The following is a 24,055-nucleotide window of genomic DNA, read 5'->3' on the forward strand; positions in this document are numbered from 1 at the left end:
GGTCGGCGGGGACGGTGAGGCGGGCGGACGCGGCACGGGCGGGCCAGCGGCGGCGGACGCGGCGCGGGCGGGTCGGCGGCGGCGGACGCGGGGCGGGCGGCTCAGCGGCGGCGGACGCGAATGCGGCGGGGACGGCGGGGTGGATGGGTCAGCGGCGGCGGACGCGAATGCGGCGGGGACGGCGGGGTGGACGGGTCAGCGGCGGCGAACGCGGTGCAGGCGGAACGGCTTGCGGGTCGCGCGGACCACCGGCGCCTCCCGGGGCACCTCCGCGAGCGAGCCGGCGGGCAGTTCGGCCCCGGCGAGCGGATCACCGGCCGGGGTCAGCCGGTTGAGCGCGCAGCCGTCGGCCGCCCAGCGGGCCACCAGCTCGGCGGTCGGCCCGGGCGCGTTCAGCCGCTTCGCGGCCACCAGCGGGGCGGTGGTCTCCCAGTGCTCGGTGCCCGGCGCCAGGCGGCTCACCCGGGCCGGCCAGGTGACGATCCGCCCGCCGTGGTCGCCGCGCAGGGTGACCTGGGCTTCCGTGGCGTCGGCCAGCCCCGGCGCGGACTGCTCGCCCGGGCCGCTGACCACGAAGAGCGCGCCCTCCAGGGGCACGCACCAGAGCGCGAGCGCCGGCCCGCCGGGCACGCTCACCCAGGCCACGGCGGCCTTCTTCATCGCCTCGTCGACCAGCGGCGTGCTGGTCCGGTCCGCGTCGGTCACACCGGCATCCTCCCGCACCCGCCCCGGCTCCGTCAGCGCCGCCCGGCTCCCGGCCGCGTCGCGGCACGGGTCGCGCGGGGTTCCACAGGTCCGAGCACGCGGAACGCGGCCCGCGCGCGGCCTTCCCAGAACCCACCGCGACCTCCAGCCGAGCTGACGAACCCTCAGCCGACGAACGGGGGGACCATGATCTCGCCCCGGGCCACCGGCATCACGTCGCCGGCCACGGTGGCGCCGACGGCCTGGCCGCCGGCGGCGGTCACCGTGCAGGCCAGCACGGACGGGCGGTTGATCTCGACGCCCTGGTGGACGGTGTACGCCGCGCGCCCGTCGGCGGGCAGCAGGCCGCTGGCGACCAGCCACACCCCGAGGCCCAGGGCGGCCGAACCGGTTCCCGGGTCCTCCGGCACGCCGACCCCGGGAACGAAGACCCGGGCGTGCGCGGTTTGCGCCGCGGCGTCCCAGGAGAAGACGCTGACGTGCTCGACTCCGTATCGCTGTGCCGCCGCCGCGTTGACCCGGGCGCGGGCGACCGCGTCCGGACGGACCGGAAGGTAGGGAAACTCCAACCCGCAGCCGGCCACCCGGGGCGCCGGGCCGGCGTGGTCGTCCGCGCTGAGCCCCGCCATCTCCAGCAACGGCTCCGGATCCAGCTCGGGGCCGAGGGTGGGGACGCCGCCGGTCAGCGTGGCCCCGGTCGCGGTCACCTCGATCGGCAACACGCCCGCGCCGCACTCCTGGGTGACCTGCCCCACGCCGAACATGCCCCGGCGGCTCGCCGTCACCGCCGCGCCGACGCTGGGATGCCCCGCGAAGGGCAGTTCCTCGACGGGGGTGAAGATGCGGGCCCGGTAGGTGGCGCCGACCTGGGTGGGCGGGAGGACGAACACCGTCTCGGAGAGGTTGAACTCACGCGCGAGCGCCTGCATCTGATCGGTGGCCAGCGCTTCGGCGCCGAACACCACGGCCAGCGGGTTGCCGGCGAACGGGCGGTCGGTGAAGACGTCCACGATCTCGTAGGCCAAGGTCGACATGTTGATAGACACTAGGCGCTTAGGCTGGTGCCCGTGAGCACGCCGACCCGGATCTACATCGCCCGGCTCGCCGGGGTCGCCGTCTTCGACCCCAACGGCGACCAGGTGGGCCGGGTCCGCGACGCGGTGGCCCGGCTGCGCCCGACGCAGCGCCCGCCGGAGGTGGTCGGGCTGGTCGCGGAGATGCCGATGCGGCGGCGCATCTTCCTCTCCATCAACCGGATCACCTCCATCGACTCGGACGCGATCGTGCTCGGCACCGGGACGCTCAACCTGCGCCGCTTCGAGAAGCGCCCGAACGAGCTGCTCGTGCTCCAGGAACTGCTCGACCGGCGGGTGCAGGTCGAGCCGGGCGGGCAGGCGGGCTCGGTCGTCGACGTGGCGATGGAGTGCAGCCGGGGCGGCGAGTGGTCGCTGACCAGGGTGGCCGTACGCGAGCAGACCGGCCGGCTGACCCGCCGGGGCCACCTGCACCAGGTGGAGTGGGAGCGGGTACGCGGGCTCAGCGGCATCGCCGACAGCCGGGGCACCGCCAACCTGCTCGCGGTGCTGGAGGACATGCGCCCGGCCGACCTCGCCAACGCCCTGCAGGATCTCCCCGACGCCCGGCGCAACGAGGTCGCCGCCGCGCTCGACGACGAGCGTCTGGCGGACGTGCTGAGCGAGCTGCCGGAGCACGACCAGGTGGAGATCCTGGCCGCGCTGGACCGGGAGCGGGCCGCCGACGTGCTGGAGGAGATGGATCCGGACGACGCGGCCGACCTGCTCAGCGAGCTGCCCCCGCCGGAGCAGGACGTGCTGCTCGACCTGATGCAGCCGGACGAGGCCGACCCGGTCCGTCAGCTCCTCAAGTACACGCCGGGCACGGCGGGCAGCGTGATGACCTCCGAGCCGGTCATCCTGCCGCCGGACGCCACCGTCGCCGAGGCCCTGGCGCGGATCCGGGAGCCGCAGCTCTCCCCCGCGATCGCCGCGCAGGTCTTCGTGTCCCGGGCGCCGATGACCACGCCGACCGGCCGTTACCTCGGCATGGTGCACTTCCAGCGGCTGCTCCGGGAGCCGCCGGCCGACCTGCTCGGCGGGGTGGTGGTCAACGACATCGACCCGCTGCGGGCGGCCACCCCGCTGCCGGAGATCACCCGCCGGATGGCCACGTACGACCTGGTCGCCATGCCGGTGGTCGACCGCAACAACCGGCTGGTCGGCGCGGTCACGGTCGACGACGTGCTGGACCACCTGCTGCCCCGGGACTGGCGGGACCGGGACGCCACAGCGGGCCCGAGCACCACCGAGCCGGTGGGCGGCACGGATGGCTGACGGGCGGCGGGCGCAGCGGCTCGACCAGCCGCGCGAGCCCCGGGGCGTCAAGCTGCCCCGGTTCGACCCGGAGGCGTTCGGGCGGTGGTCCGAGGGGATCGCCCGGGGGATGGGCACCGCGAACTTCATCGTCTACATGACGATCGTGATCGCGCTGTGGTTCGGCTGGAACACCCTGGCCCCGGCGCACCTGCGCTTCGACCCGTACACCTTCACGTTCCTGACCCTGATGCTGTCCCTGCAGGCCAGCTACGCGGCCCCGCTGATCCTGCTGGCGCAGAACCGGCAGGCGGACCGGGACCGGGTCTCCCTGGAGGAGGACCGCCGGCGGGCGACCATGCAGAAGGCCGACACGGAGTACCTGGCCCGGGAGATCGCCGCGCTGCGCAACGCGATGGGCGAGGTGGCCACCCGGGACTTCCTCCGTTCGGAACTGGCCCGGCTGGCCGAGGAACTGGACGAGGCGAGCCACCGCCGGCAGCGGCTGGAGCGCCGTCAGCAGGAGCGGGCGACGCAGCAGGAGACGGGCGGGGAGGGCCTGGACGAGCCCCGCGACGACCTGGACGGCGACTGGTCCCGGGACGGCCGGCCCGAGGTCCGGGACGCGTGAAACGCCGCTCGCCCCAAGGGGCCGGGTGAGCGGCGTTCGCCTCGATCGTCCCACTTCGCCCCGTACGTCGTCCACCCCCAACCGCGGTCATCGATTCGCTCACACCGGGCCCCGCTGGCGGCGGTGCGGGGTGGCCGCCGACGTAGCATTGCGGGCATGTCAGCACCCGTCAGCACCGTCTCCGACGCGATCCAGGCCGCGCTGGCCACCGTCAACGACCCGGAGATCCGCCGGCCCATCACCGAACTCGGAATGGTCCGCTCCGCCGAGGTCGGCGACGACGGCGTCGTACGGGTCGAGCTGTTGCTCACCGTCGCCGGCTGCCCGCTGAAGGACAAGCTGCGCTCGGACATCACCGCCGCGGTCGGCGCGGTGCCCGGGGTGACCGGCGTGGAGATCGAGTTCGGCGTGATGAGCCCCGAGCAGCGCCAGGAGCTCCAGTCGAAGCTGCGCGGCGGCGGCGCCTCCCAGGAGCCGGTCATCCCGTTCGCCCAGCCCGGCTCCCGCACCCGCGTCTACGCGGTCGCCAGCGGCAAGGGCGGCGTCGGCAAGTCCAGCGTGACGGTCAACCTGGCCGCCGCCCTGGCCGCCCGCGGGCTCTCCGTCGGCGTGGTCGACGCCGACATCTACGGCCACTCGGTGCCCCGGATGCTCGGCGCGGACGGCCGCCCGACCCGCGTCGAAGACATGATCATGCCGCCGCAGTCGCACGGCGTGAAGGTCATCTCGATCGGCATGTTCACCGCCGGCAACGCCGCCGTGGTGTGGCGCGGCCCGATGCTGCACCGGGCGCTGCAGCAGTTCCTCGCCGACGTCTACTGGGGCGACCTGGACGTGCTGCTGCTCGACCTGCCGCCGGGCACCGGCGACGTGGCCATCTCGCTGGCCCAACTGCTGCCCAACTCCGAGATCCTGGTCGTCACGACGCCGCAGGCCGCCGCCGCCGAGGTGGCGGAGCGGGCCGGCGCGATCGCCCTGCAGACCCACCAGCGCGTCGTCGGCGTCATCGAGAACATGTCGTGGCTGGAGCTGCCGGACGGCTCCCGGATGGAGGTCTTCGGCGCCGGTGGCGGCCAGACGATCGCCGAGTCGCTGACCAAGACCATCGGCGCCCAGGTGCCGCTGCTCGGGCAGGTCCCGCTCGACACCCGCGTCCGCGAGGCCGGCGACGAGGGCACGCCGATCGTGCTGGCCGAGCCGGAGTCGCCGGCCGCGAAGGCGCTGGGCCAGGTCGCCGACCGGCTCGCCCTGCGGCGGGAGTCGCTGCTCGGCAAGCCGCTGGGCCTCAAGCCCGCCGGCCGCTGACCGCCCGCCGGCCGCCGCCGGCGCTGTCGCCACCCGACCGGGGGCGGCGTTCCCCCGGGAGCGCCGCCCCCGTCGCCGTACGGCCCCCTCTCCGCGCGGAGAGGGGGCCCGGGCGCAGGTGTGGTGGAGCGGGCCGAGGGGCTCAGGTGGCGTCGTCGTAGCTGACGCGCGGGGCGGGGGCCGGAGCGCCACCGGTGGCGGTGGCCGGACGGCCGGTCGACCGCAGGTCGGCGGCGGAGGCGACGTCCTTCAGCTCGTTGTGCACGCCGGTGACGTCCGCGCGGAGGTTGTCGTAGACGCCCTGCAGCGGCTTCCGGATCGCCTGCTCGTCCTCCTCGCTGAGCAGGTGCTTGCGGATGAACGCCTTGGGGTGCAGATCCTCCAGCTGGATGTCGGTGCCCAGCTCGCGGCTCAGGTCGGTGGTGGCGCTGCGGGCCATCGTGCGCAGGTTACGCACCATGCGCAGGCCGTCGCTGATCACCGTGGGCAGCCGGTCACCGAAGATCAGCAGCGCCAGGAGCAGCAGCGCACCGATCTCCCACCAGTTCAGGTTGTCGAACACTGCGCGGGCCTCCTCTCGGCGTCAGAGCAAGACTACGCACGTCGGACGCCGCACGGGGAGGGGGTGAGCGGCCCTCACTTGGCGTCTGCGGCCAGCGTCACGGAGGCGTTCTGCCTGTTGGAGCCCCGTCGGTACTCGACCGTCACCACGGATCCCGGCGCGAACTTGCGCACCAGGGCGATCAGGTCGGTCGGCTCCGTCATCGGCCGCCCGTTGAGCTTCAGGATCACGTCGCCGGCCCGCAGCCCCGCGCCGGCCGCCGGCCCGGACGGCTCGACGGCCGCCAGGCGTACGCCTGCCCCGCCGGTGCCCGCGCCCTGCCCGCCGACCTGGGCGCCGATGACCGTGCGCCGGGCCTTGCCGGTGCCGATGATGTCCTGGGTCACCCGCTTGGCCTGGTTGATCGGGATGGCGAAGGCCAGGCCGATGTTGCCCGCCTCCTGCCCGTCCGAGACCAGCGACTTGATCGTCGAGTTGACGCCGATCACCCGGCCGGCGCCGTCGACCAGCGGGCCGCCGGAGTTGCCGTGGTTGACCGCCGCGTCGGTCTGGATCGCCGCGTAGTAGCGCGTGGGGCCGCCCGGCTCGCCGGCCTGCATCGTCCGGTCCAGCGCGCTGACGATGCCGGCGGTGACCGTGTTGGCCAGCGAGAGCGGCGAACCGATGGCCAGCACGGGGTCGCCGACGGCCAGCGCGTCGGAGTCGCCGAACTCGACCGGGCGCAGGCCCGTCCGGGAAACCTTGATCACCGCGATGTCGGACTCCGGGTCCTGGCCGACGACGGTGGCCGGGGCGGTGCTGCCGTCGTTGAAGACCACCGACGCCTTGCCGCCGGTCGACCCCGCCAGCACGTGGTCGTTGGTGATCACGTGGCCGTCGACGCTCGCGATGAAGCCGGACCCCTCGCTCGTGCCGCCGAGGCTGGGCACGCGGACGGTCACCACGCTGGGCAGCACCCGCTCGGCCACCCCGGCGAGCGACTCGGGCCGGCGCTGGGCCAGGCCGGGCGCCTGCGGATCCGCGCCGAGCACCGTGCCCGCCGCGGCACCGCCGCGCACCGCGAAGGCGTACCCGAGGGCGCCGCCGAGGCTGCCCGCGAGCAGCGCGGTGATCAACGGGATGAGCAGCAGTTGCCGCAGCGTCGGCCGGCGCGGGGCGTCCGGGTCGCTGACCGGCTCCGGCTCGGTGCCGGGGATCGGTGCGGCCGGCAGCACCACGGCGGCCGGCGCGGCCGGGTCGCGCCACGGGTCGGCGAGCGCGTCGGACCACCAGGGTGATGGTGTCGTGCCGCCGGCGGCGCCCTGCGGCGCCGGCGGCGACCCCACCGGCGGGTGTCCGGGCCCCGGCGGTCGCGCCGGTCCCGGAGTCCCCCCGGGCTGGCGCCAGTCCCAGCCGTCGGTCACGTCGGTGCCTCCCAGTCCGTCCCCGGATCCCGCGCTCCACGGACCGGGCGAGGGCTCGCCCGGTCGCGATCGACGGAATACCGCTTCCAGGATTACACGGATGCCGCGTACCCAGTCACCGGTTGCCGGCCGTGATCGTCAGGTGGCGGACGCGCGGCTGCGCCCGTCCGGCGTCGCCTCTAGGCTCACAGTGCCCACCCGCCCCCGCACCACTCGCGCCGCCCGGAGGTGTGTCATCGCCACGGTCGCCGGTTCCGGCACCTCGACGGCCCAGGCCCTGCAGTTCGCCGAGTCGTACGTGACCGAGGATCTCGTGCTGCGCACCGCCCGCAGCCTGGCCCGGGAGGTCGGCCTCGACGCGGTGACGCCCGGCGCCGGGGCGGCGCTGCGGCTGCTCGCCGCCGCCGGCAGCGCCCGCGCGGTGGTGGAGATCGGCACCGGCACCGGGGTCAGCGGCGTCTGGCTGCTGCGCGGCATGCGCGCCGACGGCGTCCTCACCACCATCGACGTGGAGGTGGAGCACCAGCGGATCGCCCGCCGGATCTTCGCCGAGGCGGGCTTCGCCGCCGGCCGGACCCGGATCATCACCGGCCGGGCGCTGGACGTGCTCCCCCGCCTCGCCGACGGCGCGTACGACCTGGTCTTCGTGGACGCCGAGTCGACCGGGTTCGCCGCCTGCGTCGACGCGGCGCTGCGGCTGCTGCGGCCGGGCGGCGTGCTGGCGCTCAACGGCATGCTCGCCGACGGCCGGATCGGCGACCCCGCCGCCCGGGACGTCGAGACGGTCACCATCCGGGAGACGATCAAGGCGATCCGGGAGTCGGAACACTGGACCCCGGCGCTGCTGCCGGTCGGCCACGGGCTGCTCGCCGCCGTCAAGTGCTGACCCGCCGTCGGCCCGTCGTGGGCCGGCGGCGCCGGTCGGTCAGCCCAGCGTGCCCAGCCAGCGCAGCAGCGAGCGTACGCCCCAGCCGGTCGCGCCCTTGGTCAGCTCCGCGTCGTCGCCCTCGGCCCAGGACGGCGCGGACATGTCCACGTGCAGCCACCGGTCCCGCAGGTCGCCGGTGAACTCGCGCAGGAACAGGGCGGCCATCACCGAGCCGGCGCCCCGGTCCGGCGAGCTGTGCAGGTCGGCCAGGTCGCTGCCGAGGTGCTCGACGTAGTCGGCGGGCAGCGGCATCCGCCAGGCGGCCTCGCCGGCGGCGGCGACCGCGGCCAGCACGTCGGCGGCGAGGCCGTCGTTCTCGCTGTAGAGCGCGCCCGTGCGCTTGCCCAGCGCGACCGCGTTCGCCCCGGTCAGCGTGGCGAGGTCGACCAGCAGGTCGGGCTTGAGCTCGGCGACGGCGTAGGCGAACGCGTCGGCGAGGACGAGCCGCCCCTCCGCGTCGGAGTTCGTCGTCTCGCTGGTCGTGCCGCCGTAGTGGCGGACGACGTCGCCGGGGCGGAACGCCGAGCCGCTGAGCATGTTCTCCGCCAGCGGCGCGAGCGTGGTGATCCGCACGGGCAGGCGCAGCGCCGCCGCGCCGAGGGTGGCCGCGACCACCGCCGCCGCGCCGGCCATGTCCTTGCGCATCAGCTTCATCGCCGGCACCGGCTTGATCGAGATGCCCCCCGTGTCGAACGTGATGCCCTTGCCCACCAGCACCACGTGCGTACGCGCGCCGGCCGGCCGCCAGTCCAGCTCGACCAGGCGCGGGGCGCAGGCCGAGCCGCCGCCGACCGCGAGGATGCCGCCGAAGCCCTCCTCGGCCAGTTCCTCCGGTCCGCGTACCCGCAGGTGCAGGTCCGGCACGTCCACGGCGGCCACGTTGGCGGCGACCTGGCCGGCGAACCACTCCGGGTTCTTGACCGAGGAGGGGGTGTTGGTGAGGTCGCGGGCGAGCCGCGTCATCCGGGCCGTCGTGCGGGCCGTCTCGACGGCTCCGGCGTGCGCGTCCGGATCGGCCACCACCACGTCGACCCCGGCGAGCGCGGGGGCGGCGCCGGCGTCGGTCAGCCGGAACCGGTACGACGCCAGCAGCAGCCCCTCGACGAGACCGCGTACCGCCGCGGGGGCGACACCGGTCGGCATGACCAACGTGACGCGCGTCTCATCGCGGGCGGCCCGGGCCAGCGCCGCGCCGGCCGTCCGCCAGGCCGCCTCGTCGCCCTCGCCGACCCCGAGCAGCAGCAGTCGGCCGGGCTCACGCCCGGGCCGCAACTGCGCGTGGACCTCACCGGGCCGCCCGGTCGAGCGGGTCGCCGGGACCAGCGCGACGGCCTCCTCGGCCACGCCGTCGGGCAGCGCCACGTCGGTCGGGGCCGGACGGGCCGGGGCGTCGTCGGCCGGACCCGGCCGGACGGGCAGCACGAGGGTGTCGGGCCGTTCCGGCTCGACGAGCAGACGGATGGCGAGCACGCGGAGCCGTACCTCCAGGAAAGCTCGCGGAGCGGGCTCCGCGGAAGAATGAAGACCCTGAGCCACCGGCGAGGCCGGTGGCTCAGGGGTTGACGAAACGCCCGCGCTGGCGCGCGGACCGCTCCTCGGTCAGCCGGCGGCCGCCTTGAGCGCGTCACCGAGCGCGTTGGCCTCGTCGGGAGTCATCTCGACGACGAGCCGGCCACCGCCCTCCAGCGGGACCCGCATGACGATGCCCCGGCCCTCCTTGGTGACTTCCAGCGGACCGTCGCCCGTCCGCGGCTTCATCGCCGCCATGTTGTCTCCCCTCAGACCTACACCAGGGTCGGTGGGTTGCCCCACAGCCACTTCGTCTTGACCACCCGCAACCTACGCGGGGGTGTCGACCAACGATTTTCCCTGATGAACACCGCCGGACCCAAACCGAAGCAGCATTGATGTAACAGCATCTAGCTTATCCTGAGAAGGCCTGTCACAATGTGCGGTCATGCAGGCACGGTCGGCACTCTTCGACCTGTACGGCGACCACCTCCGGGCGAGGGGTGGCCGGGCACCGGTCGCCGCCCTGGTCAGGCTGCTCGCGCCGCTCGGGATCGCCCCGCCCGCCGTGCGTACGGCGGTTTCCCGGATGGTCCGTCAGGGATGGCTGGACCCGTGCCGGCTCACCTCCGGCCCGGGATATTCGATCACACCGAAAGCCGCCCGCCGACTGGACGAGGCGGCGGCCCGGATCTACCGGACCGGCCGGATCACCTGGGACGGTCGGTTCGATCTCCTGGTGCTGGAGGCGCCCGCCTCGCGGCGGGAACGCCAACGCCTGGCCGCCAACCTGACCTTCCTCGGCTACGGCGCCCTCGACGAGTGCACCTGGGTGGCCACCCGTCCGGGCGAGGACGTGGACGTGCTGCTCGACGAGGCGGACGTGCGCTACGAGCGGTTCACCGCCGCCCACACCTCCGGCACCCCCGGCGCGATGGGCGTCGTCCGCCGCGCCTGGAACCTGACCGAGATCGGCCAGGCGTACGAGCAGTTCGTCGCCGAGCAGCGCCCGCTGCTGGCCGGCGTCACCGTACGCAGCCCGGACGAGGAGGCGTACGCTGCCCGGTTCCGGCTCGTGCACGCGTGGCGTACCTTCCTGTTCCGGGACCCGCAGCTGCCACCCGCGCTGCTCCCCGAGCGTTGGCCCGGCACCGCCGCGGCCAGCTTCTTCGACCGGCACGCGGCCCGGCTGCGTCCGGCCGCAGACCGTTACGTCGAGCAGTGCCTCGACGCCGGCAACCGCATCGCCCGACAGAAGGGTCGTTAGAAAGTGACCGAGCCGCTGCTCGTCGACCGCACCGACGCCGTCGTCACCCTGACGCTGAACCGCCCGACGGCGATGAACGCGCTCGACGTGGCGCTCAAGGAGGCGCTGCGGGACACCCTGGCCGAGCTGGAGACCGACCGTTCCTGCCGGGCCGTGGTGCTCGCCGGCGCGGGCGGGTCGTTCAGCGCCGGCCAGGACCTGCGCGAGCACGTCAAGACGCTGGAGTCGACCGACGGCAACCCGCTGGACACCGTCCGGGCGCACTACAATCCGATCGCCGCGCGGCTGGCCAACCTGCCCAAGCCGGTGGTCGCGGCGGTGCGCGGGATGGCCGCCGGCGCGGGCGCCTCGCTGGCCTTCCTGGCCGACATCCGCATCGGCGGGCCGTCGACCAGCTTCCTGATGGCGTTCGCCAAGGTCGGGCTCGCCGCCGACACCGGCGCCTCCTGGACGCTGCCCCGGCTGGTCGGCCACGCCAAGGCGGTCGAGCTGCTGATGCTGGCCGAGCCGGTGCGCGCGCAGGAGGCCTGCCAGCTCGGGTTGCTCAACCGGGTGACGGAGGACGACGAGCAGGTGCTGCCGACCGCGCAGGAGCTGGCCGCCCGGCTGGCCGCGGGCCCGACCGTCGCGTACGGGGCGATCAAGCGGCAGCTCTCCATCGCCGACGCGGGCACCCTGGCCGACGCCCTGGCCGCCGAGGCGCAGGCGCAGGCGATCTGCGGCGGCACCGACGACCACCGCGCCGCCACGATCGCCTTCGTCAACAAGCAGAAGCCGGTCTTCGAGGGGCACTGAGGCCCGGCCCGCCCGAGCGTCGTCGCAGTCGTCGCAGCGACCTCGGGCCCGCCCCTGGGGCGTCGTCCGGCGACGGCGCCCGGGGCGGGATCAGTCGTCCTCCTCCGGGTCCTGGTTGGCCTCCGCGCCGAGCACGAACGCCTGCATGGCCAGCTCGTCCCCGGAGGGAGAGACGAAGGCGGGCAGCTCGCGCGGCCCCAGCTCCTGCACGTAGGCCCAGAACAGCCGGACCGCCTCGGCGGGCGACGCGGCCTCGATCGGCAGGTCGAGGCTGACCAGCCAGGACCGGCGCTGCGGCGGCGGACCGAGCCGGTCGGCCAGCTCCTGGAACACCGCCGGGTCGAGCTCGGTCACCGGGCCGTCGAGCGCCACCGTCTCGGCCGGCACCGGCTCGTCGAAGGCCCGCCGCGTGTACGCCACCACGAGCGGCGCCTCGACCCGCTCCGACAGCGGATCGTCCGGATCCTCCCGGTCCTGGCGGCTGGCCGTGGCGACCCGGCCCAGCGCCACCAACCGGGGCGGCTCGTCGACCAGCACGGCCACCCGGTCGCCGGGGCGAGGGCGGGCGGCGTCGGCCAGGCCGGTCAGCTCGATCGTGTCGTGGTGGACGAGCCGCTCGGCCTCGTAGCGCCCGCTGGACAGCAGCACGGCCCAGGCGCCCGTGCCGTCGACGTGGGGCGCCCCGTCCACCCGGTGCGCGGTGTCGGTCGTCATGGCCTCCATCCCATCACGCCGCCTCGGCCGCCACGACGTGGCAGCCGGCAAGGTGGTCGTCGACCATCCCGGTGGCCTGCATCAGCGCGTAGGCCGTGGTCGGGCCGACGAACCGGAAGCCCCGCTTCTTGAGCGCCTTGGCGAGCGAGGTGGACTCGGGGGTCAGCGCGGGCACCTCGGCGAACGACGTGGGCCGGGCCGGCCGGGCCGGCGGGGCGAACGACCAGAGCAGCGCGGAGAGCCCTTCGGGCAACTCCAGCGCCGCCCGGGCGTTGGCGATCGCCGCCTCGATCTTGGCCCGGTTGCGGACGATTCCGGCGTCGGCGAGCAGCCGCGCCACGTCGGCCTCGTCGTAGCCGGCCACGGTCTCGATCCGGAACTCGTCGAAAGCCAGCCGGAACGCCGGGCGTTTGCGGAGGATGGTCAGCCAGGAGAGCCCCGACTGGAACGCCTCCAGCGTGATCCGTTCGTAGAGCGCGTCGTCGCCGTGCAGGGGCCGGCCCCACTCGGTGTCGTGGTAGGCGGCGTAGTCAGGGGTGCTGGCCCCCCAGCCGCAGCGCGGCAGCCCGTCGGCACCGATCACCAGGTCAGTCACGCGTCCACGCTAGGGCACGGCCCCGACAGGCCCGTCGCCCGTGGGCACCCCCGAGCGCCGGTACGCGCACCGGCGACAGGGTCCTTTCCGACCGGGGTCACTGACATCGGGGCGTCCCGGTCGGTGCGACAGCCCGATGTCAGGGACGTCGAGTCGATCAGGCGAATCGCCCGCGATCAGGGCAGCCGGCCCTGCTCCACCAGCCGGGCGAACTTCCGCAACGCCCGGGTCAGGCTGAACTTGGACCCCGGCCAGAGCACCGGCCAGGCCACCCGTCCGGCCGGGCCGCCGGGCAGGTGGAACCACTCGTGCCAGACCACCTGGGTACGGTCCCGCGCCAGCGGGGTGCAGCGCAGCACGCCGGGACCGCGCAGCAGCTTCCCGCAGTGCACCACGCGGACCTCGTAGGGCGCGTCCACCCGGACCACCCGCATCTCGTCGCGCAGCACGGCGGGACCGAGCGCGGTGACCGCCTCGACCAGGCTGCCCTCCCCGCCGTCCCCCTCGACCACCCGGACGGTGGTGAAGGGGATCCAGTCCGACTGCCGCTCCCAGGCGGTCAGCGCCGCGAAGACCCGCTCCGCCGTCGCGTCGACGATGACCGTGGCGGTGACCTCACCCGCGCCGGGCTGCGCCGCCTCGCGCAGGTCCTCGCCGCCCTCCGGTCCGGTCACGCCGACTCCGACCGGACCACCGGCCCCTGCCGTCCGGCGTCGCCCGACGGCGCCGTCGTTCCGTCGTCGCCCGGGCCGGAAGCGCTCCGGGGCTCGCCCGCCTGCGCCTCGGACGGCCGCTCCGCGCCCGCCGGGTGAACGGGCTCCGCAGCCCCGTCGCCGCCCGCCGGAACGCCCGTCGCGTCGCCAGGGCGGACCGCGGGCGCGTCCTCGGATCGGACCGCGGGCGCGTCCTCGGGACGGGCCGCGAACGCGTCTTCAGATCGCCCCCCGGCCGCGTCGTCCGGGCGGGCGTCGACGTCGGCGGGCGTCCCGCCGGCTGCCGGGGACCCGGCGTCCGGCCCGGCGAACGCGGGAACCGGCTCGACGACCACGTCGGAGACGCCGGACCCGCCCGGCCGATCGGACCGGGCCGGCGCGTGCGCGTCGGCACCGACCGGCACCGTCCCGCGCGCCTCCGTCGGCGACGCGGCGGCCGTCGCCCCGGCCGCCTGCTCCCGGGCGCGGCGCAGCGCGTCCGCGTCCGCCGTCCGCCCCGCACGCAGCGCGGCTACCTCGGCCTCCAGCACGCCGATGAGCTCGGACTTGTAGCCGATGTCGTAGGCCGCCCGGCGCATCGCCTGGTCGACCTGGTCCATCCGGTAGCCCCGCAGCGCGGTGTCGAACCGGACGTCACCCACGTCGGCCTCGCCCAGCGGGCGGGCGCCCGGCAACGGGACGGCGCGCCCGTCCGGCTCCGCCGGCACCAGGCCGGGATCCCGGCCGGTGACCAGCACCGTCACCCCGAACACCACGGCCGCGACGGTCAGCGCCACGACGAGCAGGAGCAGAACCCGATCCATGCACAGATCGTGGCATGTCGAACGGGCCGGAGCGACCCCACCACCCCACCGGCCACCGGGTGTCCGCCGGGCGACGGCCGCCCACAGCGCCCGGACCGGCGCGCGCGGCGGACCGACGGGCGGGCAGACGCGGATGGCATCCACGCCAGGCGGGCGGGCGGGCGCGGATGGCATCCACGCCAGGCGGGCTGGCGGACGCGGATGGCATCCACGCCAGGCGGGCGGGCGAGCGCGGGTGGGATTCACGCCGGGCGGGCGAGCGGGGTGTACCGGCTTGGCCGGGCCGGACCGCACGAACCCGGCAGTGGCGGGCGCGGCCGACGACGACCGTGGCCGCCCGCCGCTGCCGGCCCCCGGACGCGGGTACGACCGACCGGCCGGGCCCGGCGGTGGCGGACCGACTAGCGTCGTGATCGGCCGGCGGCGGGCACGGGTCGACGGCGCGGACCTTCAGGAGGCGGTATGGCCGGGGCGCTTCGGCTCGGTGGGCGCACGTTCGGCCCGGGCGAGCTGGTGGTGATGGCGATCGTCAACCGGACGCCGGACTCGTTCTTCGACCGGGGCGCGACCTTCGCCCAGGACAGCGCGCTGCGCGCGGTCGAGCGGGCGGTCGAGGAGGGTGCCGAGATCATCGACATCGGCGGGGTCAAGGCGGGCCCGGGCGCGGAGGTCGACGTGGCCGAGGAGATCCGGCGCACCGTGGCGACCATCGCCGCCGTCCGGGCCGCCTTCCCCGACGTCGTGATCTCGATCGACACCTGGCGGGCCGAGGTCGCGGTGGAGGCGGTGGCGGCGGGCGCCGACCTGCTCAACGACACCTGGTCCGGCGCCGACCCGGCCCTGGCCCGGGTGGCGGCGGAGACCGGGGCCGGGCTGGTCTGCTCGCACGCCGGGGGCCTGGCGCCACGGACCCGGCCGCATCGGGCGGCCTTCACCGACGTGGTGGCCGACGTGGTCGCGACGGTGACCGGGCTCGCGGAGCGCGCGGTCGGGTTGGGCGTACGGGCCGACGGGATCCTGATCGACCCGGCGCACGACTTCGGCAAGAACACCCGCCACTCCCTGGAGATCACCCGCCGACTCGACGAGCTCACCGGCACCGGCTGGCCGCTGCTGGTCGCCCTGTCGAACAAGGACTTCATCGGCGAGACGCTGGACCTGCCGGTGGCCGAGCGGCTGGAGGGGACGCTGGCGGCCACGGCCGTCTCCGCCTGGCTGGGCGCCCGGGTGTTCCGGGCACACCAGGTGCGCCCCACCCGCCGGGTGCTCGACATGGTCGCCTCGATCCGCGGCGACCGCCCGCCCACCGCGACCCGACGCGGCCTCGCCTGACCCTGCCCGACCGCGACCGGGTCAGGTCCAGCGGAGGATCTTCTTCCGCCAGGCGTAGAGGATGCCCAGCGCGAGCACGGCGACGAAGACCGCCATCTCGACCACCGTCACCATCCCGAACCCCGGCCGGTCGAAGACCACGGCCCAGGGGAAGAGGAAGACCGACTCCACGGCGAACAACACGTAGAGGTACGCGTACACGTAGTAACGGATCTGCATCTGCGCCCAGTCCGCGCCGACCGGGTCGAGGCCGCATTCGTAGCTGGTGCGCTTGCCGAAGGGATCGGCCGGACGGGCAGGACGTAACACCCGGTTGGCCGAGAACGCAGTAACGAAGAAGAGGACGCTGGCGAGCAACAGCAGCCCGAGCGTCGCGTACGAGCCCAGGTAACCGGTCACGGTCGATCAGCCTACCGCCCCGCGCGGCCGGCCGAGCGTTACGGATCTGTTTCCGTGCGGGACTAGTGCCACCAAGCAACATTTGCCGAATATTGGAACCCTCACTCATCGTCACCGGAGGACAGATGGCCCGCGTGGACGTACGGCCCGGCCGACGGGCGCGTGACCGGCGCACCGTGCCCCTGCTGGCGATCTCGCTCGCGGCCGGGCTCACGGTCGCCTCGGTGCCGGGCTGGGCGACGGCGGCTCCCACCGCCGCCCGGGTCGCCACCGCCCCGACCGAGCCGGTCGGCGAGCCCGGCGAGGAGCCGACGGCCGACCCGACGGACCCGGTCCCCAGCGAGGCGCCGTCGACCGTGTCGCCGCCGCCGCAGAGCACGCCGCCGGCCGCGACGACCGAGCCGGCCCCGACGACCACGGCTCCCCAGGAACCGGCGCCCACCACCACCTCGCCGACCACCAGCACGCCGCCCCCGGCCCCGTCGGCGCCGCCGGTCCGGCCGTCCGCGCCCGCCCCGGGCAGCCCGTCGGCGCCCGCGGCCGGGGTGAGCGTCACCACCGACGACATCACCCTGACCTCCGCGTACTGGAACGCCCCGAGCACCGTCACCACGCTGCGGGTGACCGTCACCAACACCGGCGCCTCCTCCGCCCGGGTCCGGCTCGCCTACACGCTCCCGGCCGGCCTGACCGACGCCGGCACCGAGGGCTGCGCGGACGCCGGCGGCGGGGAGCACCGCTGCGGCGAGTGGACGAGCGCGCCGGGCGCCCGGTTCAGCACCCTGCTGCGGGTACGCGTGGGCGGCGACGCCTGGCGGAAGATGCCGCTGAGCGGCTCCGTCCGGGTCACCGCGGCCGTCCCCGGCGCCGCGCCGGTGAGCGACAACGAGGGCTTCGCCGTGCTCTTCCCGCCCGGCCCGCCGGCGCCCGGGATCAGGCTGGCGGCCGACGAGGTCACCTTCGACATCAGCGGCGGGGCGAGCGGCCTCGACGTACGCCTGGGCAACACCGGCCGGGTGGACGCCGACGGCCGGGTCGAGGTGATCCTGCCGGCCGGGGTGACCGTGCCGGCGCCCCCGGCCGGCTGCACCACCGTCGACCCGACGCGTACCCGCTGCGACCTGGGCACCGTTCCCGCCGGCCGCACCGCCGACCTGCGGCTGCCGGTCGCCGCGACGCCCGAGGCCCAGCGGCAGGCCCCGCTGGCCGGCGCGGTGCTCGGCCAGCTCGATCCGCGCAGCGGCCGGCCCCGGCAGGTGCAGATGAGCTTCCGGATCACGGCGGCCGCCGCCCTGGCCACCCCGGTGGTGTCGACGCCGGCGCCGACCGGGTCGCAGGGCGTGCTGGCCGCCGACGCCCCGAGCCTGCGCGACGGCGGGGGGATCAGTTCCGTACGGCGGACGGCGATCACCCTGATCGCGGTCTCCACGCTGCTGGTGGTGCTGGCCCTCGCGCTGGCCACCACCTCCCTGCGGCGGCGGTCGGGCGCCGCGATGACCGAGCGGACACCGGGGCCCACGCCGGCGGACTGACCCCGGGGCGCGCCGACCGAGCCCGGTGATCTGGATTACGGCGGGCGGGCGGAAACACCTCAAACCGGTGTGGAACCCCGCCCGATCCTGTCCCACAGGGCGGCCTACGAGAAAGGTGGAACGACGATCCGACGTAGGCTCTCAGGTGAGGAACTACGGCGGACCGGGCCTGCCCCGAGCAGGTCTGGTGCAGCGGTGCGTCAAGGAGGTCACGTGGCCGGGCTAGGCGAGGTCACCATCATGTTCAGCCGCCCGCGCGACCGCGCACAGCGAAGCGAGGTGCAGGCGTGACCAAGCAGATCCGTCAACTGGACCGGGTGGTGATCCGGTTCGCCGGCGACTCCGGCGACGGCATGCAGCTCACCGGCGACCGGTTCACCTCGGAGACCGCGCAGCTGGGCAACGACATCTCCACCCTGCCCAACTTCCCGGCGGAGATCCGGGCGCCCGCCGGCACCCTGCCCGGCGTGTCGAGTTTCCAGGTGCACTTCGCCGACTACGACATCCTGACCCCCGGCGACGCGCCGAACGTGCTGGTCGCGATGAACCCGGCGGCGCTCAAGGCCAACCTCGCCGACCTGCCGCGCGGGGCGGACATCATCGTCAACACCGACGAGTTCACCAAGCGCAACCTGGCCAAGGTCGGCTACCAGGCGAACCCGCTCGAGGACGACTCCCTCGCCGGCTACGTGGTGCACCCGGTGGCGCTGACGTCCATGACGGTCGGCGCGCTGGCCGAGCACGACGTGTCCAAGAAGGACGCCGAGCGGGCCAAGAACATGTTCGCCCTCGGCCTGCTCTCCTGGATGTACAACCGGCCCTACGAGTCGACGCTGCGCTTCCTGGAGCGCAAGTTCGCCGCCCGCCCGGAGCTGGTCGCGGCGAACGTCGCGGCGTTCCGCGCCGGCTGGAACTTCGGCGAGACGACCGAGGACTTCGCCGTCCGCTACGAGGTCAAGCCGGCGAAGATGCAGCCGGGCACCTACCGCAACATCACCGGCAACGCGGCCCTGTCGCTCGGCCTGGTGGCGGCCGGCGTGCGCTCCGGGCTGCCGGTCTTCCTGGGCGCCTACCCGATCACCCCGGCCTCGGACATCCTGCACGAGCTGAGTAAGCACAAGCGCTTCGGCGTGCTCACGATGCAGGCCGAGGACGAGATCGCCGCGGTCGGCGCGGCGCTTGGCGCGTCGTACGGCGGCTCGCTCGGCGTCACCACCACCAGCGGCCCCGGCGTGGCGCTCAAGAGCGAGACCATCTCCCTCGCGGTGGCGCTGGAGCTGCCGCTGGTCATCGTCGACGTGCAGCGGGCCGGCCCCTCGACGGGCATGCCCACCAAGACCGAGCAGGCCGACCTCAACATGGCGCTCTACGGTCGCCACGGCGAGGCCCCGGTCGCGGTGATCGCGCCGAAGTCGCCGGCCGACTGCTTCCACGCGGCCATCGAGGCCGCCCGGATCGCGCTGACCTACCGCACCCCGGTCATCCTGCTCTCCGACAACTACGTCGCCAACGGATCCGAGCCGTGGCTGCTGCCCGACGTCGAGTCGCTGCCCGACCTGCGGGTCGAGTTCGCCACGAAGCCCAACGGCGACGACGGCACCACGTTCCTGCCCTACCTGCGCGACCCGCAGACCCTCGCGCGGCCGTGGGCCGTGCCGGGCACCGCCGGGCTGGAGCACCGCATCGGCGGCCTGGAGAAGGCCGACAAGACCGGCGACATCTCGTACGATCCGGCGAACCACGACTTCATGGTGCGCACCCGGGCGGCGCGGATCGAGACGATCCCGGTGCCCGACGTCGAGGTCGAGGACCCGGACGGCGACGCCCGGGTGCTGGTGCTCGGCTGGGGCTCGACGTACGGGCCGATCGGCGCGGCGTGCCGGGGCCTGCGCCAGCGCGGCCACGCCATCGCCCAGGCGCACCTGCGGCACCTGGCCCCGATGCCGGCCAACCTCGGTGAGGTGCTGCGCTCCTACGACCGGGTGGTCATCCCCGAGATGAACCTCGGCCAGCTCGCCCACGTGATCCGGGCCAAGTACCTGGTCGACGCCATCGGCTACAACCAGGTCCGCGGCCTGCCGTTCACGGCCAACGAGCTGGAGACGATGCTGGAAGAGGTCCTGAAGAATGTCTGAGCCCGTCGCCCTCAAGCTCACCGCCAAGGACTTCAAGTCCGACCAGGAGGTGCGCTGGTGCCCCGGCTGCGGCGACTACGCGATCCTCGCCGCGATCCAGCAGTTCATGCCGGAGCTGAACATCCCGCGCGAGCGGATCGTCTTCGTCTCCGGCATCGGCTGCTCGTCCCGCTTCCCGTACTACATGAACACCTACGGGATGCACTCGATCCACGGCCGCGCCCCGGCGATCGCCACCGGCCTGTCGGCCAGCCGGCCCGACCTGTCGGTCTGGGTGGTCACCGGCGACGGTGACGCGCTCTCCATCGGCGGCAACCACCTGATCCACGCGCTGCGCCGCAACGTCAACCTGAAGATCCTGCTGTTCAACAACCGGATCTACGGCCTGACCAAGGGCCAGTACTCGCCGACCTCGGAGGTCGGCAAGATCACGAAGTCGACCCCGGCCGGCTCGGCCGACGCCCCGTTCAACCCGCTCTCGCTCGCCCTCGGCGCCGAGGCCACCTTCGTGGGCCGCACCATCGACTCCGACCGCAAGCACCTCCAGTCGGTGCTGCGGGCCGCCGCTGAGCACCAGGGCTCGGCGTTCGTGGAGATCTACCAGAACTGCAACATCTTCAACGACGGCGCGTTCGACCAGCTCAAGGAGCCGGCCACCCGCGACGACTTCCTGATCCGACTGGAGCACGGGCAGCCGATCACGTTCGGCAAGGACGGGCAGTTCTGCGTCGTGCACCCGCCCGGCGGGTTCGGCCTGGAGGTCCGGGAGACCGCGTCGGTCCGCCCGGACGAGATCGTCGTGCACGACGCGACGGTCACCGACCCGGCGTACGCCTTCGCGCTGTCCCGGCTGCCCGGCCTCGACCTGCGGAACACCCCGATCGGCGTGTTCCGCTCGGTGGAGCGGCCGTCCTACGACAGCGTGGTGCAGGGGCAGCTCGACGCCGCCCGGGCGACGGTGACCGAGACCCCGGAGCAGCAGCTCGCCGGCCTCCTCGCCAGCGGGGACACCTGGACCATCCTCTAGACGGCGTACCGGCCGGCCACGCTCCTCGCCGAGGAACGTGGCCGGCCGTCACGTTTCCGGGCCGCGCCGGTCCGGCCACGGCCCGGGGCGCTGCTGGAGCGGCGGCGCGCCCGGCTGGCCTGGCCGTGCCGCAGGGCTGCCGGCTCGCGTTCCCGAGGACGCCTGGGCAGGCGGGCCCACGCCGGGCGTACGGAGAAGGGCCCGCAACCGGTAGCCGGTCGCGGGCCCTTCCGTTTCGGCGGGGGCCGACCCGATCAGAAGATCAGGTTGAACGAACCCCAGCCGCTGGAGATCACCTTGCCGCTCGCGTCGATCCACTGGCCCTTGCCGTTGGTCGTGTAGAGCCGCATCTGGTTGTTGCTGTTGACGCCCAGCATGTCCATCATGTTGTCGCCGCTCCAGTCGCCCGGCGTCATGATGTGCTTGAAGCCGCCCCAGCCGCTGCCGATCTGGGTGCCGGCCGGGTTGGTCCAGCCGCCCTTGCCGTCGGACTGGTACATCTTGAGGACACCGGTCGAGGTGCGGCCGATGATCACCTCAAGCCCGTCGCCCTTCCAGGCGCCCGGCGTGAGGAACAGGTTGAACCCGTTCCAGCCGGTGCCGATCCGGGTGCCCGACGGGTTCTCCCAGCCGCCCGCACCGTTGCTGGTGTAGCGGACGAGGTCGCCGTTGGACTTGCGGACCAGCAGGCTCGGGCGGTTGTTGCCCATCCAGTTGTTCGTCACCATGAGCGCGGTGAAGCCCGCCCAGCCGGTGCCGATCAGCTTGCCGCCGCCGACGAAGTTGCCCTGGCCGTCGGTGTTGTAGATGTACAGCTCGCCGGTGGTCTTCATCGCCATGATGGACGGCCGCTTGTCGCCGTTCCAGTTGTAGACGCGGAAGACCCGCTTGAAGCTGCCCCAGCCCGAGTTGAGCTGGCGCGACATGTAGAAGCCGCCGTACCCGTCGTTGCTGAACCCGCTGCCGTAGTAGAGCCGCAGGTTGCCTCCGCTGTCCCGGGCGATCAGGTCGGTGCGACCGTCACCGGTCCAGTCGGCGTTGACCAGCGGCGGGCGGGTCAGGTCGGCCTTCACCGTGTTGACGTAGTTGTTCAGCCGCACGTAGAAGCCCGGTGCCTCGCCGCACGTGTAGCCCCAGCTGGTGACGCCGACCTGCTTGCCGGCGACCAGGATGGGTCCGCCGGAGTCGCCGTTGCAGGTGTCGCTCTCCGGCGCCCCGGGCAGGCCCGCCCCGGCGCAGAACATCTCGGCGCTGTAGTACTGCCCCGGAACGTTGCAGTACGAGTCGGACTGCATCGGCACCGTGGACTTGCGCAGCCGGCTGTCCGGGTAGTCATCCTCCGGGCCGGTCTTGCCGTAACCGGCGATCACTGCGGAGGTGCCGGCGGCGTACGGCGTCTGGTCACCCTGGTTGCCCAGGCTGACCGGCGTGTACTCGGCGGGCAGGTTCTGCTTGAGGGTGATCACCGAGACGTCGTTGCGGATCGGCGCCTCGGGGTCGTCGTACTGCTGCGCGAGGTTCCAGCTCGGGTGGGTCCAGTTGGATGCCACCTCGGCCACGTAGCCGCTGCCGCCGACGATGTTGCCGTTGCTGTCGACGAGCTGGTCGTTACCGGCGATGACCCGGGTGGCGCCCGGCATGCCGGTGACGCAGTGCGCCGCCGTGAGCACCTTGTTGGGGGCGATGATGGTGCCGGTGCACCAACCCCAGAAGTAATCGCCGTCGACCCGCAGCGTCGTGACGATACCGACGATGTAGGGGAACTCCGACGCGCTGGCGAACTCCCCCTTCACGATGCGGGGCGACGGACCGGTGCCGGTCTGGAACCGCGGTCCCTTGGCGCCCGGCGAGGGCAGCTCCAGCTTGCCCTTGTGCAGGTTCGGCAGCCTGTCCAGGTCCCTGGGCCCGGACTCGCTGGCCGCGTCGTACACGCCGCCGGCAGGGGCGGCCTGAGCGACGGTAGCGGGTGCGACGAAGGCCGCACCGGCGAGGGCGAGGCCGACGACGCCGGCCGACCAACGCCGCCTGGCTCCTGCGGATGTTGCCACTTCAGCCACTGATTGGTTTCCCGTCGTTCGATTAACGAGGCGCTCGGAACGTTCGGCGGAACTCGCTCGACCGGACGGAGGGACGATCGACGCGCGGGCACCAGCCCACGCGCGAGAAGGATGCGGCCCCCGTCGTGCCTGCGCCAGTTAGGCGCGTCGACTGCGGTCGATGACGCCCACCGGCAACTCCAAGCCGCCAAACGGTAGCAGGCGGCCCGCCGCCGAAAAAGATCCGCATAGACGATTCTCCGTCAGCCCAAAGGGCCGGGCCGAGGAGGACTCACGTGCGGCAGGGGCGCCGGGCCGGTCAGGGCGCGGCGGTCGCCTGAGGACGGTCGTCGCGGACGTGGACCAGCATGTCGCCGGTCTCGATGACGGCACCGGCCTTGTCGGCCAGGGTGACCACCTTGCCCCGGCGGACCAGGGCGATGACCAGAGAGTCCAGCTCCCGGGGCGAGCGGCCCACCTCGGCCCGCTCGGCGGAACGCATCGCCAGCGCCATGCCCTGGCCCGGCGTGAGCAGGTCCTCCACCACGTCGATCAGCGGCGGCGCCGAGGTGGACAGCCCCAGCAGCCGGCCGGCGGTGGCCGAGGAGACGATCACGTGGTGGGCGCCGCTCTGCTTGAGCAGCGGGGCGTTCTCCGCCTCGCGGGCGGCGGCGATGATCCGCACCTGGCCGGCGGTGAGCTGCCGTACGGTCAGCGCCACCAGGACCGAGGCGTCGTCACTGTCGGTCGCGATGATCACCGCCTTGGCGTTGCGTACGTGGGCCTCGTTGAGCACCGACGACCGCGTCGCGGACCCCTCGATCGCCACCAGACCGGCCGACGTGGCCTGCCGCAACGCCGGGCCGCTGCGCTCCACCACGACGATGCGGGACTTGTCGAGCCCGTTCTCGAGCAGGGCGGAGACCGCGCTGCGGCCCTTCGTGCCGTAGCCGCAGATGATGACGTGGTCCTTCACGGCTCTCCTCCACCGCGACAGGCGGCGCCCGGTGCGGTACTGCTCGGTCAGCACTTCCAGGGTGGTGCCGACCAGGATGATCAGGAAGATGACCCGGGCCGGCGTGATGTATACGACGTTGATCAGCCGGGCGGTCTGGCTGAACGGGGTGATGTCGCCGTAACCGGTGGTCGAGAGGGTGACCACCGTGTAGTAGAAGCAGTCGAGGAGGGTCATCCCGTCCTCGTTGACGTCGCGGTAGCCGTCCCGGTCGAGATAGACCACGGCGACGGTGGCGAAGACCAGGCCGACGGCGGCGGCCAGCCGGAGGCTCAGCGCGCTCAGCGGCCCCCGTCGCTGCGCGGGAAAGTGGATCACC

At 74.0% G+C, this 24,055-nt stretch carries 22 protein-coding genes and 1 pseudogene; 10 read left to right on the top strand and 13 right to left on the bottom strand.

The features are described 5' to 3' along the window. Nucleotides 1-195 precede the first annotated feature (195 nt). Together GA0070606_RS12665 and GA0070606_RS12670 are read right to left on the bottom strand one after the other, a co-directional pair. Nucleotides 196-705, bottom strand: coding sequence for a hypothetical protein (locus tag GA0070606_RS12665; protein ID WP_091098406.1), 510 nt, complete (start codon nucleotides 703-705; stop codon nucleotides 196-198). Between the two features lie 164 nt (nucleotides 706-869). Next, the gene (locus GA0070606_RS12670; protein ID WP_091098409.1) at nucleotides 870-1,739 is read right to left on the bottom strand and encodes a PhzF family phenazine biosynthesis protein; all 870 of its coding nucleotides are present in this window, start codon (nucleotides 1,737-1,739) and stop codon (nucleotides 870-872) included. A 33-nt stretch (nucleotides 1,740-1,772) separates the two neighbouring features. Between GA0070606_RS12670 and GA0070606_RS12675 the strand changes: the two genes are divergently transcribed. The 3 genes from GA0070606_RS12675 to GA0070606_RS12685 all read left to right on the top strand — a co-directional run bounded on the left by GA0070606_RS12675 (nucleotide 1,773) and on the right by GA0070606_RS12685 (nucleotide 4,971). Beyond that, nucleotides 1,773-3,056, top strand: coding sequence for a magnesium transporter MgtE N-terminal domain-containing protein (locus GA0070606_RS12675; protein ID WP_091098413.1), 1,284 nt, complete (start codon nucleotides 1,773-1,775; stop codon nucleotides 3,054-3,056). Then, complete coding sequence (locus GA0070606_RS12680) at nucleotides 3,049-3,666, top strand: DUF1003 domain-containing protein (protein ID WP_091098416.1); 618 nt, start codon at nucleotides 3,049-3,051, stop codon at nucleotides 3,664-3,666. The genes GA0070606_RS12675 and GA0070606_RS12680 overlap by 8 nt, the downstream gene beginning before the upstream one ends. 156 nt (nucleotides 3,667-3,822) lie before the next feature. Further along, nucleotides 3,823-4,971 carry an Mrp/NBP35 family ATP-binding protein gene (locus tag GA0070606_RS12685; RefSeq protein WP_091098420.1) on the top strand — a complete coding sequence of 383 codons (1,149 nt, stop codon included), beginning with the start codon at nucleotides 3,823-3,825 and terminating at the stop codon, nucleotides 4,969-4,971. A 142-nt stretch (nucleotides 4,972-5,113) separates the two neighbouring features. Here the strand turns inward: GA0070606_RS12685 and GA0070606_RS12690 are convergent, their stop codons facing one another. Together GA0070606_RS12690 and GA0070606_RS12695 are read right to left on the bottom strand one after the other, a co-directional pair. Then, nucleotides 5,114-5,533 carry a twin-arginine translocase TatA/TatE family subunit gene (locus tag GA0070606_RS12690; RefSeq protein ID WP_091098424.1) on the bottom strand — a complete coding sequence of 140 codons (420 nt, stop codon included), beginning with the start codon at nucleotides 5,531-5,533 and terminating at the stop codon, nucleotides 5,114-5,116. A gap of 74 nt (nucleotides 5,534-5,607) precedes the next feature. Then, complete coding sequence (locus tag GA0070606_RS12695) at nucleotides 5,608-6,951, bottom strand: S1C family serine protease (RefSeq protein WP_176737537.1); 1,344 nt, start codon at nucleotides 6,949-6,951, stop codon at nucleotides 5,608-5,610. A gap of 283 nt (nucleotides 6,952-7,234) precedes the next feature. Here GA0070606_RS12695 and GA0070606_RS12700 point away from each other — a divergent pair, with 283 nt between their 5' ends. Beyond that, nucleotides 7,235-7,822, top strand: coding sequence for an O-methyltransferase (locus GA0070606_RS12700; protein WP_091107661.1), 588 nt, complete (start codon nucleotides 7,235-7,237; stop codon nucleotides 7,820-7,822). Nucleotides 7,823-7,861: 39 nt separating this feature from the next. Here the strand turns inward: GA0070606_RS12700 and GA0070606_RS12705 are convergent, their stop codons facing one another. Together GA0070606_RS12705 and GA0070606_RS12710 are read right to left on the bottom strand one after the other, a co-directional pair. Further along, nucleotides 7,862-9,334 (bottom strand): leucyl aminopeptidase family protein, encoded by a 1,473-nt coding sequence (locus GA0070606_RS12705; RefSeq protein ID WP_091098430.1) that lies wholly within the window; start codon nucleotides 9,332-9,334, stop codon nucleotides 7,862-7,864. Nucleotides 9,335-9,463: 129 nt separating this feature from the next. Further along, nucleotides 9,464-9,631 carry a DUF3117 domain-containing protein gene (locus tag GA0070606_RS12710; RefSeq protein WP_007455245.1) on the bottom strand — a complete coding sequence of 56 codons (168 nt, stop codon included), beginning with the start codon at nucleotides 9,629-9,631 and terminating at the stop codon, nucleotides 9,464-9,466. Between the two features lie 190 nt (nucleotides 9,632-9,821). Between GA0070606_RS12710 and GA0070606_RS12715 the strand changes: the two genes are divergently transcribed. Both GA0070606_RS12715 and GA0070606_RS12720 read left to right on the top strand, forming a co-directional pair. Further along, nucleotides 9,822-10,640 carry a PaaX family transcriptional regulator gene (locus GA0070606_RS12715; RefSeq protein ID WP_091098434.1) on the top strand — a complete coding sequence of 273 codons (819 nt, stop codon included), beginning with the start codon at nucleotides 9,822-9,824 and terminating at the stop codon, nucleotides 10,638-10,640. 3 nt (nucleotides 10,641-10,643) lie between these two features. After that, a complete protein-coding gene (locus GA0070606_RS12720; protein ID WP_091098437.1) occupies nucleotides 10,644-11,435 on the top strand; it encodes an enoyl-CoA hydratase/isomerase family protein in 792 nt (263 codons plus the stop codon). A gap of 90 nt (nucleotides 11,436-11,525) precedes the next feature. Here GA0070606_RS12720 and GA0070606_RS12725 read toward each other — a convergent pair whose 3' ends face one another. The 4 genes and pseudogenes from GA0070606_RS12725 to GA0070606_RS34010 all read right to left on the bottom strand — a co-directional run. After that, nucleotides 11,526-12,149 (bottom strand): hypothetical protein, encoded by a 624-nt coding sequence (locus tag GA0070606_RS12725; RefSeq protein WP_091107663.1) that lies wholly within the window; start codon nucleotides 12,147-12,149, stop codon nucleotides 11,526-11,528. Between the two features lie 13 nt (nucleotides 12,150-12,162). Then, on the bottom strand, nucleotides 12,163-12,744 hold the full coding sequence (locus GA0070606_RS12730; protein ID WP_091098441.1) for a DNA-3-methyladenine glycosylase I: 582 nt from the start codon (nucleotides 12,742-12,744) through the stop codon (nucleotides 12,163-12,165). 176 nt (nucleotides 12,745-12,920) lie between these two features. After that, nucleotides 12,921-13,418, bottom strand: coding sequence for an SRPBCC family protein (locus GA0070606_RS12735; RefSeq protein ID WP_091098445.1), 498 nt, complete (start codon nucleotides 13,416-13,418; stop codon nucleotides 12,921-12,923). A gap of 203 nt (nucleotides 13,419-13,621) precedes the next feature. Then, a pseudogene (locus tag GA0070606_RS34010) lies at nucleotides 13,622-14,260 on the bottom strand (DivIVA domain-containing protein); the annotation flags it as partial. A gap of 462 nt (nucleotides 14,261-14,722) precedes the next feature. On the opposite strand from GA0070606_RS34010, the gene folP reads away from it, so the two are divergent. Next, nucleotides 14,723-15,592: a dihydropteroate synthase gene (folP, locus tag GA0070606_RS12745; RefSeq protein ID WP_091098450.1), complete on the top strand. Its 870-nt coding sequence runs from the start codon at nucleotides 14,723-14,725 to the stop codon at nucleotides 15,590-15,592. Between the two features lie 21 nt (nucleotides 15,593-15,613). Here folP and ndhC read toward each other — a convergent pair whose 3' ends face one another. Next, a complete protein-coding gene (gene ndhC, locus GA0070606_RS12750) occupies nucleotides 15,614-15,991 on the bottom strand; it encodes an NADH-quinone oxidoreductase subunit A (RefSeq protein WP_091098453.1) in 378 nt (125 codons plus the stop codon). A gap of 125 nt (nucleotides 15,992-16,116) precedes the next feature. On the opposite strand from ndhC, the gene GA0070606_RS12755 reads away from it, so the two are divergent. The 3 genes from GA0070606_RS12755 (at nucleotide 16,117) to GA0070606_RS12765 (ending at nucleotide 20,685) form a co-directional block, all read left to right on the top strand. Continuing rightward, nucleotides 16,117-17,523: a hypothetical protein gene (locus GA0070606_RS12755; RefSeq protein WP_091098456.1), complete on the top strand. Its 1,407-nt coding sequence runs from the start codon at nucleotides 16,117-16,119 to the stop codon at nucleotides 17,521-17,523. A 287-nt stretch (nucleotides 17,524-17,810) separates the two neighbouring features. Continuing rightward, nucleotides 17,811-19,658 (top strand): 2-oxoacid:acceptor oxidoreductase subunit alpha, encoded by a 1,848-nt coding sequence (locus GA0070606_RS12760; RefSeq protein WP_091098460.1) that lies wholly within the window; start codon nucleotides 17,811-17,813, stop codon nucleotides 19,656-19,658. Continuing rightward, a complete protein-coding gene (locus GA0070606_RS12765; protein WP_091098463.1) occupies nucleotides 19,651-20,685 on the top strand; it encodes a 2-oxoacid:ferredoxin oxidoreductase subunit beta in 1,035 nt (344 codons plus the stop codon). The genes GA0070606_RS12760 and GA0070606_RS12765 overlap by 8 nt, the downstream gene beginning before the upstream one ends. Nucleotides 20,686-20,939: 254 nt before the next feature. Here GA0070606_RS12765 and GA0070606_RS12770 read toward each other — a convergent pair whose 3' ends face one another. Both GA0070606_RS12770 and GA0070606_RS12775 read right to left on the bottom strand, forming a co-directional pair. Continuing rightward, nucleotides 20,940-22,733 (bottom strand): trypsin-like serine protease, encoded by a 1,794-nt coding sequence (locus tag GA0070606_RS12770; RefSeq protein WP_176737307.1) that lies wholly within the window; start codon nucleotides 22,731-22,733, stop codon nucleotides 20,940-20,942. 307 nt (nucleotides 22,734-23,040) lie between these two features. Then, nucleotides 23,041-24,054, bottom strand: coding sequence for a potassium channel family protein (locus GA0070606_RS12775; RefSeq protein WP_091098471.1), 1,014 nt, complete (start codon nucleotides 24,052-24,054; stop codon nucleotides 23,041-23,043). Nucleotide 24,055: the final 1 nt, after the last annotated feature.

Origin of the sequence: Micromonospora citrea, from assembly GCF_900090315.1 — a bacterium.
Classification (GTDB): domain Bacteria; phylum Actinomycetota; class Actinomycetes; order Mycobacteriales; family Micromonosporaceae; genus Micromonospora; species Micromonospora citrea.